Genomic DNA, 13,221 nt, shown 5'->3' on the forward strand with positions numbered 1-13,221 from the left:
GCTAGACGTCGGGCCGCTCGCCCCGCGAACCAATTACCGGCCGATGATCAGCGGTCGACCTGGGTGAAGTCCCACGAGTGCGGGGGCCGGGCGAGCAGCGTCGGGGGCGGATCGGGCAATGGGCGCGGGTTGCCCCGCCACTTGGAGATGACCACCACCCGGTGGTCGGTGGAGGAGAACACCTCGCTGGACAGGTGCAGCGGGTCGTGGTCGAACTCCGGCAGTGCGGTGTCGCAGACCCAGGTGATCAGGTCGGCCACCCCGTACGGCTCGGCGCGCGCCTCCCACATCCGGACGATCACATCGGCCCCCGTCACACGCTGACAGTGGTGAGCGGCATGGCGGAGTCGGCGGGCAGATCCAGCCGGCTCGGGGCGACGCCCGCCGCGACCAGGTGCGCGCCGAGCGCGGCCACCATCGCGCCGTTGTCGGTGCAGAGCTTCGGCCGGGGTGCCCGGACCCGGATGCCGTGCTTGGCGGCGCGGTGCTCGGCCATCGCCCGCAGCCGCGAGTTGGCCGCCACGCCGCCGCCGATCACCAGCGTGTCGATGCCGTCCGCCCGGCAGGCGTCGATCGCCTTCGCGGTCAGCACGTCGCAGACCGCCTCCTGGAAGGAGGCGGCGACGTCGGCGACCGGCACCGGCTCGCCGGCCCGCTGCCGTGCCTCCACCCAGCGCGCAACGGCGGTCTTCAGCCCGGAGAAGGAGAAGTCGTAGCGGTGGGCGGCGAGGTCCTTGGCGGCGGTCAGGCCGCGCGGGAAGGCGATCGCCGCCGGGTCGCCGGCCCGCGCCTCCCGGTCGATCGGCGGGCCGCCCGGGAACGGCAGCCCGAGCAGCCGGGCGACCTTGTCGAACGCCTCACCGGCCGCGTCGTCGATGGTGGCGCCGAGCGGGGTGACGCCGCGGGCTAGGTCGTCGACCCGGAGCAGGGACGAGTGGCCGCCGGAGACCAGCAGGGCGATCGCCGGCTCGGGCAGTGGGCCGTGTTCGAGGGTGTCCACCGCCACGTGCGCGGCGAGGTGGTTGACCCCGTAGACGGGCTTCTCGGCGGCGAGCGCGTACCCCTTGGCCGCGGCCACCCCGACCAGCAGGGCGCCGGCCAGGCCCGGGCCGGAGGTCACCGCGATGGCGTCGATGTCGGCGAGGGTCACCCCGGCCTCGGCCAACGCCCGGTCCATGGTCGGCACGATGGCCTCCAGGTGGGCCCGGCTGGCCACCTCGGGCACCACGCCGCCGAACCGGGCGTGCTGCTCGACGCTGGAGGCGAGCGCGTCGGCGAGCAGCGTGTGCCCGCGCACGATGCCGACCCCGGTCTCGTCGCAGGAGGTCTCGATGCCGAGGATCAGTGGTTCGTCAGCCACGGTCGGTCCCATCTCCGGTCGCCGCCTCGGCGCGCTGCATGACCAGCGCGTCGGTGTTGCTCGATTGGTAGTAGCCGCGTCGTACGCCGATCGGTTCGAAGCCGTACGCGGCGTAGAGCCGCTGGGCCGGGGCGTTGTCCGCCGCGACCTCCAGCAGGGTGCTGCGGACGCCGAGCCGGGCGGCCTCGGCGAGCAGCGCCTCCAGCAGCAGCCGGCCGATGCCGCGACGCTGGGCGTCCCGGCGGACGGCGATGTTCTGCACCCAGGCCTCGTCCGGCAGCGCGGCGGTGAGCCCGGCGTAGCCGAGCACCGTGCCGTCGTCGTCGCGGGCCACCAGGTAGAAGTGCCCGTTGGCCAGTTCGTTCCAGAACATCGCCGCCGACCACTGCTCGGGGCCGAACAGGTCCGCCTCGATGGGCAGCACCTCGTCGATGTGCCACCAGCGGAACCGTTCCAGGTGGACCACGCTCACGGCAGGACCGGCTTGCGCGCGGTCGCCGCCACGGCGTCCGGGCGGCGCAGGTACAGCGGGGTGAGCCGCTCGCCCGGGGCGCCGGCCCGGATCCGCTCGGCGGCCAGCGCGGCCAGCGACGCGGGATCCGGGTAACGCGGCTCCGCCCGCAGCGGCAGTCCGAGCGCGTCGGCGTACCGGTGGGCGCCGTCGCCGACCGCCAGGGTGACCGCCAGGCCCCGGGCCCGCTCGGCGGCGACCGCCGGCGCGGAGACCTCCGGCCCGACCAGCCGCTGGCCGGCGCCGTCGTAGACCGCCCAGTAGATCTCCTTGCGCCGCGCGTCGCTGGCGGCCAGCACCGGCTCGCCGGCGGCCGCCGGGTGGCCGATCGCGTCCAGCGAGCAGACACCGTACGTGGGGATGCCGAGCACCTGGCCCATCGTGGCGGCGGTGACCAGCCCCACCCGCAGCCCGGTGAACGGGCCGGGACCGAGGCCGACGACGATCGCCGCCAGGTCGCCCGGACGGGCATCGGCGTCGGCGAGGACCGCGTCGACCTGCGGGGCGAGCAGTTCGCCGTGCGCGCGGGCGTCGACGGTGCTCCGCTGCGCGCGGAGCGCGACACCGCCGGCCGAGACCTCCATCAGGGCCGCGGTCACCGCGGGGGTGGAGCTGTCCACCACGAGTACGAGCACGGTATGCCAGCCTAGCCGCCCCGCCCCCACCCCCGACGCACGCCCGCCCCGCCCGTCCAACCCTCGGCACGGCCCGCCCGCGCCCACCTGTCCGCGCACGTCACCCGCCGGCTTCATCTGGCTCTGCCCGCACCTCGGCTCAGGGCTGGGCGGTGGGCGTGTCGTCGGGATCGGACATGTTGCTCTTCGAGCCTGATACCTCAGAGTCATATTGATGACTCTGAGGTATCAGCTCTTCCCCGAATGGCCCACCATGCCGGGATGTCATCCCGTCTGGTCACCCTCCTCGGCACCACGGTCCGGCGGCAGCGCGAGTTGCGTGAACTCAGCCAGCGTGAGCTGGCCGAGCTGGTCGGGGTCAGCCAGGCGGCAGTCGCACGCATCGAGCGCGGCGACCGCTCGCCCAGCGTGCCGCTGCTGGAGCGGCTGCTCGCGGCCATGGATCTCCAGTTGGCGGTCGCGGTGGAGCCGCTCGACGCGCAGCTTGACGCCCGAATGGCCGAGCTGGCCGCCCGGCCACTGGCCGAGCGGATCGACGACCTGGGACTCGACCGGATCCTGGACCGCCTCGGCGACCTGCCGCACGTGCTGACGGGTGCCACCGCCGCGGCGCTACAGGGTGCGCCGGTGCCGGTCGCCGCTGTGGAGATCGCGGTCCGCTGGCGCGACTCGGCCCGGTTCACCGCCTGGCTGAGGGCCGCCTACGGGCAGCGGTGGCACGACCGGTGGGGCGAGTTCGGCGGGGTGCCGGTTGAGCCCGAGGAACCGGGCGCGCACCGGTGGCTGACCCGGTACGGCGAGCTGCGGGCCGTGATGTGCGACGAGCTGCCCGAGACCGTCGAGGTGCGGCACGGCGACCGCGGCTACCGGGTGGTGCCGCTGGTCGCCCTGGAGCTGACCGACCCGGGCGCCGCCGGGCTGCTGCGCCGCTACCGGAGCCGCGCACAAACCGCCGCGAGCGGCCAGGCGGCCCCCTGACGGACCGGCAACACGGCCCGCGAACCGAGCCCGCCAGCCGTCAGCCGGCCGAGCGCTCCCAGTCGATGGTGGGCAGGCCGGCGTCGGCCAGCGCCTTGTTGGCCGCGCTGAACGGACGGCTGCCGAGGAAGCCCCGGGGGTTCATCGGGCTGGGGTGGCCGGCCTCCAGCACGACGTGCCTGGGGTTGGTGACCAGGGCGGCCTTCTTGCGCGCGTAGCCGCCCCAGAGCAGGAAGACCACCCGGGTGTCCAGCGCGTCCAGGGCCCGGATGGTGGCGTCGGTGAACTCCTCCCAACCGGAGTTCGCGTGCGAGCCCGGCGTGCCCTGCCGGACGGTCAGCACCGAGTTGAGCAGCAGCACCCCCTGGGCGGCCCAGCCGTCGAGGTTGCCGCTACGCGGCTTGGGCACGCCGAGGTCCTCCCCCAGCTCCTTGAAGACGTTGCGCAGCGACGGCGGCACCGTCACCCCCTCGCGGACGCTGAAGCTCAGCCCGTGCGCCTGCCCGGCCCGGTGGTACGGGTCCTGCCCGAGGATCAGCACCCGGCAGGCGTCCGGCGGGCAGAGCCGGTAGGCGGAGAAGAGGTCCTCGACCGGCGGGTAGACCGTCGCGGTCGCGTACTCGCGGGCGACGAAACCGGCCAGCGCGGCGGTACGGGCCGGGTCGAGGTGCGGGGTGAGCACCGCCCGCCAGTCCGCGGGCAGCAGCGCCAACAGGTCGAGGGTGGGGGCGTCGTCGGGCATCGGCAACCTTTCGCCGGTCGAATCGGTCGGCCGAACTCTAGGCAGCGGGTACGACAGCGCTCAGCCCAGGCCGGCCAGGCGCTGCGCCCAGTCGCCGCCGACCGGCTCCAGCTCCACCACCCTGGTGTCGTCGTCCCGCCGGTCGATCCGCACCCGCAGGTGGGCGTCGACCAGCTGCTCGACCATCCCCTCGCCCCACTCGACCACGGTCACCGACTCCTCCACCGAGGTGTCCAGGTCCAGGTCGTCGATCTCGGCCCGCGGGTCGGCCGCGTCGCCCAGCCGGTACGCGTCGGCGTGCACCAGCGCCACCCGGCCGCCCCGGCCCCGATCGGGCTGGTGCACCCGGGCGATCACGAAGGTCGGCGAGGTGATGTCCCCGCGTACCCCCAGCCCGGCGCCGATGCCCTGGGTCAGCGCGGTCTTGCCGGCGCCGAGCGGACCGGTGAGCAGCACCAGGTCGCCGGCGCGCAGCACGCCGGCGAGCCGGCGACCGAACTCGTGGGTGTCGGCGGCGGTGGGCAGCTTGACCACGTGGGTCACGGTTCCTCCATGCTCACAACGATTCGAGGAAGCGCGCCAACGCGGCGTTGACCTCGTCGGCGTGCTCCAGCATCACCACGTGCCCACTGTCGTTGATCTTGACGAACTCGGCGTGCGGCAGCCGCCGCACGATCTCCTCCGAGTGGGTCACCGGGGTGATCATGTCCTTGTCGCCAACCACCACCAGCACCGGCGTGTCGGTCAGCGCGGCCAGCGCCGGGAACCGCGAATGGGTGGCCAGCGTGCGCAGGTACCGCGTCACCGTGTCCGCCGAGGTGCGCGAGTTCATCGTCTCCACGTACGAGACCAGGGCCGGACTCGGGTTCCGGGTGCCGAAGCCGTACCGGCGGGTGAGCAGCCAGGCGACGTTGGTGGTGGACTTGCGGGCCCGGTCGATCACGCCGCCGCCGTAGCGGGTGACGTTGCCGACCATGTAGAGCACCGGCGCGCCGACCCTGCCGAGCAGCGCCGGCGCCACCAGCTTGGTCTCGGCGAGCAGGCCGCCCGAGGTGGCCATCAACACGGTGCCGACCACCCGGTGGCCGAACATCTCCGGAAAGAGTTCGGCGAAGGCCATGATGGTCATCCCGCCCATCGAGTGGCCGACCAGCACCAGCGGCCCCTCCGGGGCGGTCCGGTCGATCACCGCGCGCAGCGTGCGGCCGAGCGCGGTGAGGTCGTACTCGCCGGTCTCCAGCCGGCCCGAGCGACCGTGGCCGGGCTGGTCGTACGCGACCACCCGGTGCTCGCCCCGCTCGGCGAGCATCTTGCGCTGGAAGTGGAAGGTGCCCATGTCCAGGCAGAAGCCGTGCACCAGCACCACCGTCGGGTTGCCGGCCACCGGCCGGGTCGGCTCGACCACCTCGACGTGGATGTCGGTGCCGTCCGGCATCTCCAGCCGGAACGACTCGTCGTACCGCTGCTCGCCGAAGACCTCCTGGGCGTACCGGTCGGTGGGGTCGGCCTTGAGCCGGCGGACCAGCGCGCGCTCGGTGGCGACGCCGGCGGCGAGCCCGGCGGCGGCTACCCCGACCGCGGCCCCGACCAGGCCGGCGACCTTGCCCGTCGCGGTACGCGGGCGCGGGATGCGGTGTTTCTGACCGCTCACGGCGCCACCCTGGTTCGCGACTGCGGGGCTCGCAGACCCGGCTCACTCCTCGCGCTCACGGACGCTCGCCGGCGTAGACCCGGGGCACCCGGCTACCGCCGAACCGGGTGACGATCTCGTAGTTGATGGTGCCGACCGCCTCGGCCCAGTCGTCGGCGGTGGGCTCGCCGTCGACGCCGCTGCCGAACAGCGTGACCACGTCGCCGGCGGCCACCGGGTCGTCGCCGCAGTCGAGCACGAACTGGTCCATGCAGACCCGGCCCGAGATCGTCCGGCGCTTGCCGCCGAGCTGCACCGGGCCGCTGTTGGAGGCGTGCCGGGGCACCCCGTCGGCGTAGCCGAGCGGCACCACTGCCAGGTTCGCCTCCCGCTCGGTGGTGTAGGTGTGGCCGTACGAGACGCCGGAGCCGGCCGGCACCCGCTTGGTGAGCATCACCCGGGCCCGGACGGTCATCGCCGGTCGCAGCCCGTAGGCCTCGCCGGCCACCGGGGAGAGGCCGTACACGGCCAGCCCGGGCCGGACCAGGTCGAAGTGGGTGTCCGGCCGGGTCAGGGTCGCCGCGGAGTTGGCCAGGTGCCGGTAGCGGGGGCGCAGCCCGGCCTGCTCGACCATGGCCAGCCCCTCGTGGAAGACGGCGAGCTGCCGGTCGGTGGTCGGGTGCCCGGGCATGTCGGCGTAGACGAAGTGGCTCCACACCCCGACCACCTCGACCAGGCCGTCCGCCTGGGCCTTGGCCGCGGCGTCGAGCAGCGCCGGCCAGTCGGCGACCGTCGCGCCGCCCCGGGACAACCCGGTGTCGATCTTGAGGTGCAGCCGGGCCGGGCGGCCGGCCAGCCGGCTCGCCTCGATCATCTCGTCGAGCTGGGGCAGACTCGCCGCACCCAGGTCGATCCCGGCGGTGACCCCCTCGTGCAGCGGAAGCCCGGGGACGAGCAACCAGGCCAGCACCGGGGCGGTGATGCCGGCCGCCCGCAGGCGCAGCGCCTCGTCCAGGGTGCAGACGCCCAGCCAGTCGGCGCCCGCGTCGAGCGCCGCCCGCGCGGCCGGGACCATGCCGTGGCCGTACCCGTCGGCCTTGACCACCGCCATCAGCTCGGCACCGGTGCCGGCGCGCAGCCGGCTGACGTTCTCGCGGATCGCGTCGAGGTCGACCCGCATCTCGGCCTGCCACATGGGCCCAGCCTACTTTCCGGGCCGATCACGTCGGCCGAGGCCGGCCGAGCCCGCCGATCAGCCGAGCCCGGCCAGCACCGGGCGCAGCGCGTCCGCCACGTCGGGCGCGGTCACCGGGCCACCCCGGGCCGCCTCCCGGCCGGCCAGCCCGTGCAGGTACGCGGCCATCGCGGCCGCCCGGTCCGCCGGCACCCCGGCCGCGAGCAGCGAGCCGAGCAGCCCGGCCAGCACGTCCCCGGTGCCGCCGGTGGCCAGCGCCGGGGTGCCGGTCGGGTTCACGTACGCCCGCCCGTCCGGCGTGCCGATCACCGTGCGGTCCCCCTTGAGCAGCACCACCGCGTTCATCCAGGCGGCCAGCCGCAGCGTGGCGGCGACCCGGTCGGTGCCCGGGCTCTCCCCGCAGAGCCGGGTGAACTCGCGGTCGTGCGGGGTGACCACGATCGGGGCGTCCCGCTTGCGCAGCCGGTCGGCGAGCGAGCCGTCGACCAGCAGGGTGAGCGCGTCCGCGTCGAGCACCACCGGCACCGGGGCGGCCAGCACGGCCCGCAGCTCACCGGCCGCCTCCTCGCCGGTGCCCAGCCCGGAGCCGCAGACCCAGGCCTGGACCCGGCCGGCGTCGGCGACCCGGCCGGTGGCGATCACCGAGGGGTGCTGGTGCAGCACCTCCGCCCGGGCGCCACCGGCGTAGCGGACCATGCCGGTCGGGCCGGCCAGCGCGCCGCCGACCGAGAGCACCGCGGCGCCCGGGTACGTCGCCGAGCCGGTGGCCACCCCCACCACGCCCCGGCTGTACTTCTCCGACGCCGCGCCCAGCCGGGGCCACCAGTCGACCACGTCCGACCACTCGATGACCCGCAGCGCCGGGGTGCCGCGCAGCCACGGCGCCAGCCCGATGTCGACCAGCTCCACCTGACCGGCGAGCGGGGCGGCCGGGCCGACCACCAGTGCGGGCTTCAGCGCGCCGAAGGTCACCGTGACGTCGGCGCGGACCGCGTTCGGCCGGCCGGAGGCGGCCGGCGGGACGTGGCCGGTGTCCACCGCCACCCCGCTCGGCACGTCCACCGCGACCACGGTGGCCCGGTCGCCGTCGCGCCCGCAGTGCCGCACCAGGCTGGCCGCCAACTGGTCGGCGGTCTCGCGGAGCCCACCGCTGCCGCCGATCCCGACGATCCCGTCCAGCACCAGGTCGACCACGGCGGGCGGCCGGTCGACCAGCCGGCCACCGGCGGCCCGGAACGCGGCCAGCCCGCCGGCGTGCGCCCGGCCCGGGTTCAGCAGCAGCGCGGACACCGCCGCGCCGCGCCCGGCCAGCCGCGCGCCCGCGTAAAGGGTGTCGCCGCCGTTGTCCCCGCTGCCGACCAGCAGCAGCACCCGGGCCGCGTACACCCCGCCCCGGTCGGCGAGCAGCAACGCGCAGCGGCGGGCCAGCCCAGCGGCGGCGCGCTGCATCAGCGTCCCCGGCGGCAGGGTGGCCATCAGTCCGGCCTCCGCCGCCCGTACGTCCGCGACCCGCCACACCGGTCTCATGCCACTCCGTCCCGGCGCGCCGGCGCGGCACGCCTCCGATCACCGTTCCGCGACCACCACGGCCGAGGCGATCCCGCCGTCATGCGACAGCGAGAGGTGCCAGCGGCTGACCCCGCGCTCGGTGGCCGCCGCGGCGACGGTGCCGGAGACGGTCAGCCAGGGGCGGCCGTCCGGATCCGGCACGATCTCGCAGTCGTGCCAGCTCAACCCGGCCGGCGCGCCGAGCGCCTTGGCCACCGCCTCCTTCGCGGCGAACCGGGCGGCCAGCGACTCGGGCGAGCGCGGGTTGCCGGAGCGGGTGTACCGCTCGGCCTCGGTGAAGAGCCGATCGGCGAGCAACGGCGTGCGGGCGAGGGCCCGGGCGAACCGGTCGACCAGCACGACGTCGATGCCGACAGCCACGATCACGAACCCACCCTACCGGCGTGGCGGGCGGCAGATTAGCCGCCGACGTCGTTCCCGGCAACGCCTGTGGACAACCGGGGCGGGCGGTCGGGGCCGGTTGTCCACAGGGCAGCCGGCACGCTGCCGCCGGCGCCTAGCGTCGGGCCGGTAGGTGTTCCAGCGGCGAGGCGGGGGCCGGATGAGCGACGAGGCGATCAGCGTCCGACCGGAGGCGTTGCGGCGGGCCGCGGGGCGGCTCGCCGACGAGAGCTACCGGCTGGCGCACGGGCTGGCCGGGGTGCCCGGTCTGGTGGTGCCGGCGCCGGGCTGGGCGGCCGGTGCCGCGCTGGCCGGGCTGGAGGCGGCGGTGCACGGCTGGTGCGGCCGGCTCGGCGCGCGGGTGGCGGCGACCGGCGAGGCGGTCTCGGCGGCGGTCGAGGCGTACCAGGCGGCGGACGACCGGGCGGCCGCCCGGCTCGCCGCCCTGCCCCGGTGACCGGGCCGAGGACGGCTCGTCCGGCGGGTGCCGCCAGGCCCGCCGGGCGGCCGGTACGATCCGGCGCGACCGGCCCGGCGGGGCGACCGGCCACCGCCGGCGTCAGCTACGCCCAGCTGTGGGCGGCCGATCCGGCTGCCTGGCGGGCCGCCGGCACCGCCTGGGCCGGGCTCACCGGGCTGGCCGACCGGCGGTCCGGTGCGCTGGGCGGTGCCGCCGCCGCGCTCCGAGACGGCTGGTCGGGCGGGGCCGCCGGGGCGGCCGACACCCGGCTGGCCGGGCTGCGGGCCGAGCTGGCCACGCTGCGGCCCGCCCTGATCGAGGCCGACCAGGTGCTCGCCGAGTTCGCCGCCCGGCTGGCCGCGGCGAGGGCCCGGCTGGCCGCCGCCGTGGCGCTGGCCGACGGCTCCGGGGTGCTGGTCGACCGGCACGGTCGGGTCCGCGCCGATCCGGCCAGCCCGGCGACCGAACGGGCCGGGCCGGCGGCCGCCCGGGTCAGCACGGCGATCCGCGCCGCCCTCGACCTCGCCGGGGCGGCCGACCGCGAGGCCACGACGCGGCTGGACGAGCTGTCCACCGCGGCCGGGACCGGCTGGGCGGACGTCCCGCCCCCGGGCCGGCCCGCGCCGGGCGGCGATCCGGCGCTGGTCCGGGCCTGGTGGGCGGGGCTCACTCCGGCCCAGCGCCGGTGGCTGGTGGCGCACGAACCGGGGTTGGTCGGCCGCCTCGACGGGGTTCCGGTCGCGGCCCGCGACCAGGCCAACCGGCTGCTGCTCGGGGCCCGGCGCGACGAGCTGCTCGCCGAGCGGTCGCGGCTGCTCGGCCGGGTCCCGCGCGGGCCGGTCGAGGTGGCCGGGCTGCTCCGGGTCGGGGCGGCGCTGTCCGGGCTGGACGCGCTCGACGCCCGGCTGGCGGCGCCCGGGGCGCCCCGGGCGTACCTGCTCGGGCTGGAGCCGGGTGGTGAGGGCCGGGCGGTGGTCGCGCTGGGCAACCCGGACCGGTCGAGCCGGGTGCTGACGTACGTGCCGGGGATGACCGCCGGCCTCGACGACGCCCCGGGCGAGCTGGGCCGGGCGGGCCGGGTGCTGGCCCGCTGCGACGCCCTCGACCCGGGCGCGGAGACCGCGGCGGTGCTGTGGCTGGACTACGACGCCCCCGACTTCCTGCACGAGGCGGTCTGGCCGGGGCAGGCCCGGGACGCCGGGCCGGCGCTGCACCGGTTCCAGGAGGGGCTGCGGGCCACCCACGAGGGGCCACCGGCCCGGCAGACCGTGCTGGGGCACAGCTACGGCTCGCTGGTGGTGGGCAACGCCGCGCGGGAACACGGGCTGGCCGCGGACGCGCTGGTCTTCGTCGGCTCGCCCGGGGTCGGCGTGGCGCACGCCGCCGAGCTGGGCCTGCCGGCCAACCAGGTCTGGGCGAGCACCGCGGCCGACGACGTGATCCGGCTGGCCCGCCCGCCGGACGAGCTGGCCCGGCGGGCGGTGCTCGGCGCGTCACCGCTCGGCGCGACGGCGGGGGTGGCCGGCGGCCACGAGCTGTGGTTCGGGCGCGACCCCACCGACCCGGGCTTCGGCGGGCGGACGTTCCCGAGCGGCCGGCACGGCCACACCGGCTACTGGGAGGCCGACAACCCGGCCCTGGACGGCATGGCCCGGATCGTGCTCGGCCGGTGAGCCCCAGCGGCCGGGGCCGGCCGATCGCCAGGGTCGCGAGGGACGGCAGTCCGGCCCGGCCGACCGGCTCAGGGCAGACGCCGACACGGGCCGGCCCCGGTCGCCGCCGACGTGACGGACCGGGGCCGGAGGTGCGGGTGAGGCGCTACTCGACGGTGACGGACTTCGCCAGGTTGCGCGGCTGGTCCACGTCGTGCCCCCGGGCGGCGGCGATCTCGGCCGCCAGCACCTGCAACGGCACGGTGGTGAGCAGCGGCGCGAGCAGCGTCGGCGTACGCGGGACGTAGATCAGGTGGTCGGCGTAGCGGACCACCGCCTCGTCGCCCTCCTCGGCGATCACGATGGTGCGGGCGCCACGTGCCCGGACCTCCTGGATGTTCGAGACGACCTTGTCGTGCAGGAGGCCCCGGCCGGCCGGCGACGGCACCACGCAGACCACCGGGGTGCCCTTGTCGATCAGGGCGATCGGGCCGTGCTTCAGCTCGCCCGCCGCGAAGCCCTCGGCGTGCATGTACGCCAGCTCCTTGAGCTTGAGCGCGCCCTCCAGGGCCACCGGGTAGCCGACGTGCCGGCCGATGAAGAGCACCGTCGGCTCGCTCTTCAGCTCCCGGGCCAGTTCGCGGACCGGCTCGATCCGGTCCAGCAGCTCGCGCAGCTTGCCCGGCACCTCCTGGAGCTGGGCCACCACGGCGGCCACCTCGTCGGCGTACTTGATCCCGCGTACCTGGGCCAGGTGCAGGCCGATCAGGTAGCAGGCGACCAGCTGGGTGAGGAACGCCTTGGTGGAGGCGACCGCGATCTCCGGCCCGCCGTGGGTGTAGAGGACCGCGTCGGACTCGCGCGGGATGGTGGAGCCGTTGGTGTTGCAGATCGCCAGCACCCGGGCCTTCTGCTCCTTGGCGTGCCGCAGCGCCATCAGGGTGTCCATGGTCTCGCCGGACTGCGAGATCACCACGATCAGCGTGGACCGGTCGAGGACCGGGTCCCGGTAGCGGAACTCGCTGGCCAGCTCCACCTCGCAGGGGATCCGGGTCCAGTGCTCGATGGCGTACTTGGCGACCAGGCCCGAGTGGTACGCGGTGCCGCAGGCGACGATGAAGATCTTGTCGACGTCGCGCAGGTCCTGGTCGCTGAGGCGGACCTCGTCGAGCGCGATCTCGCCGGTCTCGGTGAGCCGGCCCAGCAGCGTGTCGGCGATGGCCTGCGGCTGCTCCTCGATCTCCTTGAGCATGAACCAGTCGTAGCCACCCTTCTCAGCGGCCGAGGAGTCCCAGTCGATGTGGAAGTCCTTGCCGCTGGCGGGCTGGCCGGCGAAGTCGGTGATCTCGATGGTGTCGCCGGTGATCAGGACGATCTGGTCCTGGCCCAGCTCCACCGCGTCCCGGGTGTGCTCGATGAACGCGGCGACGTCGCTGGCGAGGTAGTTCTCGCCGTTGCCACGACCCACCACCAGCGGCGAGTTGCGCCGGGCGCCGACCACCGCCCCGGGCACCCCGGCGTCGACGGCGAGCAGGGTGAACGCCCCCTCCAGCCGCTGGCAGACCACCCGCATGCCGGCGGCGAGCAGCTGCGGCCCGTCCGGGTGGCCGGCGGCGCGCAGGTCGGCCAGGGCGGCGGAGAGCAGGTGCGCCGCGCACTCGGTGTCGGTGTCGCTGGCGAACTGGACGCCATCGGCCTCCAGCTCGGCGCGGAGCTTGGCGAAGTTCTCGATGATGCCGTTGTGGATGACCGCGACCCGGCCGTCGGGGGCCAGGTGGGGGTGGGCGTTGCGGTCGGTGGGACCGCCGTGGGTGGCCCAGCGGGTGTGGCCGATGCCGATGGTGCCGTCGCCGATGCCGATCGGGCTGGCCGCGCAGGACGTCGGGTCGTCGGCGGCCCGCTCGGAGAGGACCTTCTCCAGGTTGGCCAGCTTGCCAGCCTTCTTCTCGGTCAGCAGCTCGCCGTCGCAGACGACGGCCACCCCGGCCGAGTCGTAGCCGCGGTACTCCAGCCGCCGCAGTCCGTCCAGCACGATGCCCAGCGCCGGGCGCGAGCCGGCGTACCCCACGATTCCACACATGGGTGGCAGCCTAACCCAGTATCGCTCA

14 protein-coding genes are annotated in these 13,221 nt (G+C 75.7%); 3 read left to right on the forward strand and 11 right to left on the reverse strand.

Features of this window, described 5'->3' with window-relative positions:
- Positions 1-47 precede the first annotated feature (47 nt).
- The 4 genes from FHX32_RS05595 to tsaB are packed head-to-tail and all read right to left on the reverse strand — an operon-like array spanning position 48 to position 2,506.
- Positions 48-302, reverse strand: coding sequence for a hypothetical protein (locus FHX32_RS05595; protein WP_167182278.1), 255 nt, complete (start codon positions 300-302; stop codon positions 48-50).
- 11 nt (positions 303-313) lie between these two features.
- Complete coding sequence (gene tsaD / locus FHX32_RS05600) at positions 314-1,360, reverse strand: tRNA (adenosine(37)-N6)-threonylcarbamoyltransferase complex transferase subunit TsaD (RefSeq protein WP_167179767.1); 1,047 nt, start codon at positions 1,358-1,360, stop codon at positions 314-316.
- Positions 1,353-1,832: a ribosomal protein S18-alanine N-acetyltransferase gene (gene rimI / locus FHX32_RS05605; protein ID WP_486480920.1), complete on the reverse strand. Its 480-nt coding sequence runs from the start codon at positions 1,830-1,832 to the stop codon at positions 1,353-1,355. Before rimI ends, tsaD begins: the two co-directional genes overlap by 8 nt.
- A complete protein-coding gene (gene tsaB / locus FHX32_RS05610) occupies positions 1,829-2,506 on the reverse strand; it encodes a tRNA (adenosine(37)-N6)-threonylcarbamoyltransferase complex dimerization subunit type 1 TsaB (protein ID WP_167179768.1) in 678 nt (225 codons plus the stop codon). Before tsaB ends, rimI begins: the two co-directional genes overlap by 4 nt.
- A 261-nt stretch (positions 2,507-2,767) precedes the next feature.
- On the opposite strand from tsaB, the gene FHX32_RS05615 reads away from it, so the two are divergent.
- Positions 2,768-3,484: a helix-turn-helix domain-containing protein gene (locus tag FHX32_RS05615; RefSeq protein WP_167179769.1), complete on the forward strand. Its 717-nt coding sequence runs from the start codon at positions 2,768-2,770 to the stop codon at positions 3,482-3,484.
- 40 nt (positions 3,485-3,524) lie between these two features.
- Here the strand turns inward: FHX32_RS05615 and ung are convergent, their stop codons facing one another.
- From ung to FHX32_RS05645, 6 genes are all read right to left on the reverse strand, one after another.
- Positions 3,525-4,226, reverse strand: coding sequence for a uracil-DNA glycosylase (gene ung, locus FHX32_RS05620; RefSeq protein WP_167179770.1), 702 nt, complete (start codon positions 4,224-4,226; stop codon positions 3,525-3,527).
- Positions 4,227-4,286: 60 nt separating this feature from the next.
- Complete coding sequence (tsaE, locus tag FHX32_RS05625) at positions 4,287-4,769, reverse strand: tRNA (adenosine(37)-N6)-threonylcarbamoyltransferase complex ATPase subunit type 1 TsaE (protein ID WP_167179771.1); 483 nt, start codon at positions 4,767-4,769, stop codon at positions 4,287-4,289.
- Positions 4,770-4,782: 13 nt separating this feature from the next.
- Positions 4,783-5,856, reverse strand: coding sequence for an alpha/beta fold hydrolase (locus FHX32_RS05630; RefSeq protein ID WP_486481082.1), 1,074 nt, complete (start codon positions 5,854-5,856; stop codon positions 4,783-4,785).
- A 76-nt stretch (positions 5,857-5,932) separates the two neighbouring features.
- Positions 5,933-7,051 (reverse strand): alanine racemase, encoded by a 1,119-nt coding sequence (gene alr / locus FHX32_RS05635; protein ID WP_167179773.1) that lies wholly within the window; start codon positions 7,049-7,051, stop codon positions 5,933-5,935.
- Between the two features lie 57 nt (positions 7,052-7,108).
- Entirely contained in the window at positions 7,109-8,578 is a 1,470-nt protein-coding gene (locus tag FHX32_RS05640) for an NAD(P)H-hydrate dehydratase (RefSeq protein ID WP_167179774.1), read from the reverse strand.
- 39 nt (positions 8,579-8,617) lie between these two features.
- The gene (locus tag FHX32_RS05645) at positions 8,618-8,986 is read right to left on the reverse strand and encodes a holo-ACP synthase (protein WP_167179775.1); all 369 of its coding nucleotides are present in this window, start codon (positions 8,984-8,986) and stop codon (positions 8,618-8,620) included.
- A 175-nt stretch (positions 8,987-9,161) separates the two neighbouring features.
- Here FHX32_RS05645 and FHX32_RS05650 point away from each other — a divergent pair, with 175 nt between their 5' ends.
- Both FHX32_RS05650 and FHX32_RS05655 read left to right on the forward strand, forming a co-directional pair.
- Positions 9,162-9,458, forward strand: coding sequence for a hypothetical protein (locus tag FHX32_RS05650; protein ID WP_167179776.1), 297 nt, complete (start codon positions 9,162-9,164; stop codon positions 9,456-9,458).
- A complete protein-coding gene (locus FHX32_RS05655; protein WP_167179777.1) occupies positions 9,455-11,134 on the forward strand; it encodes an alpha/beta hydrolase in 1,680 nt (559 codons plus the stop codon). The genes FHX32_RS05650 and FHX32_RS05655 overlap by 4 nt, the downstream gene beginning before the upstream one ends.
- Before the next feature lie 145 nt (positions 11,135-11,279).
- Here FHX32_RS05655 and glmS read toward each other — a convergent pair whose 3' ends face one another.
- Complete coding sequence (gene glmS, locus FHX32_RS05660; protein ID WP_167179778.1) at positions 11,280-13,193, reverse strand: glutamine--fructose-6-phosphate transaminase (isomerizing); 1,914 nt, start codon at positions 13,191-13,193, stop codon at positions 11,280-11,282.
- Between the last annotated feature and the right edge of the window lie 28 nt (positions 13,194-13,221).

It is taken from the genome of Micromonospora sp. CNZ280, from assembly GCF_011759515.1.

Excerpts from the sequence above, each read along its gene's own strand:
- FHX32_RS05615 (WP_167179769.1), top strand. The coding sequence starts at position 2,768 with ATGTCATCCCGTCTGGTCACCCTCCTCGGCACCACGGTCCGGCGGCAG.
- ung (WP_167179770.1), bottom strand. The coding sequence starts at position 4,226 with ATGCCCGACGACGCCCCCACCCTCGACCTGTTGGCGCTGCTGCCCGCG.
- alr (WP_167179773.1), bottom strand. The coding sequence starts at position 7,051 with ATGTGGCAGGCCGAGATGCGGGTCGACCTCGACGCGATCCGCGAGAAC.
- FHX32_RS05640 (WP_167179774.1), bottom strand. The coding sequence starts at position 8,578 with ATGAGACCGGTGTGGCGGGTCGCGGACGTACGGGCGGCGGAGGCCGGA.
- FHX32_RS05650 (WP_167179776.1), top strand. The coding sequence starts at position 9,162 with ATGAGCGACGAGGCGATCAGCGTCCGACCGGAGGCGTTGCGGCGGGCC.
- glmS (WP_167179778.1), bottom strand. The coding sequence starts at position 13,193 with ATGTGTGGAATCGTGGGGTACGCCGGCTCGCGCCCGGCGCTGGGCATC.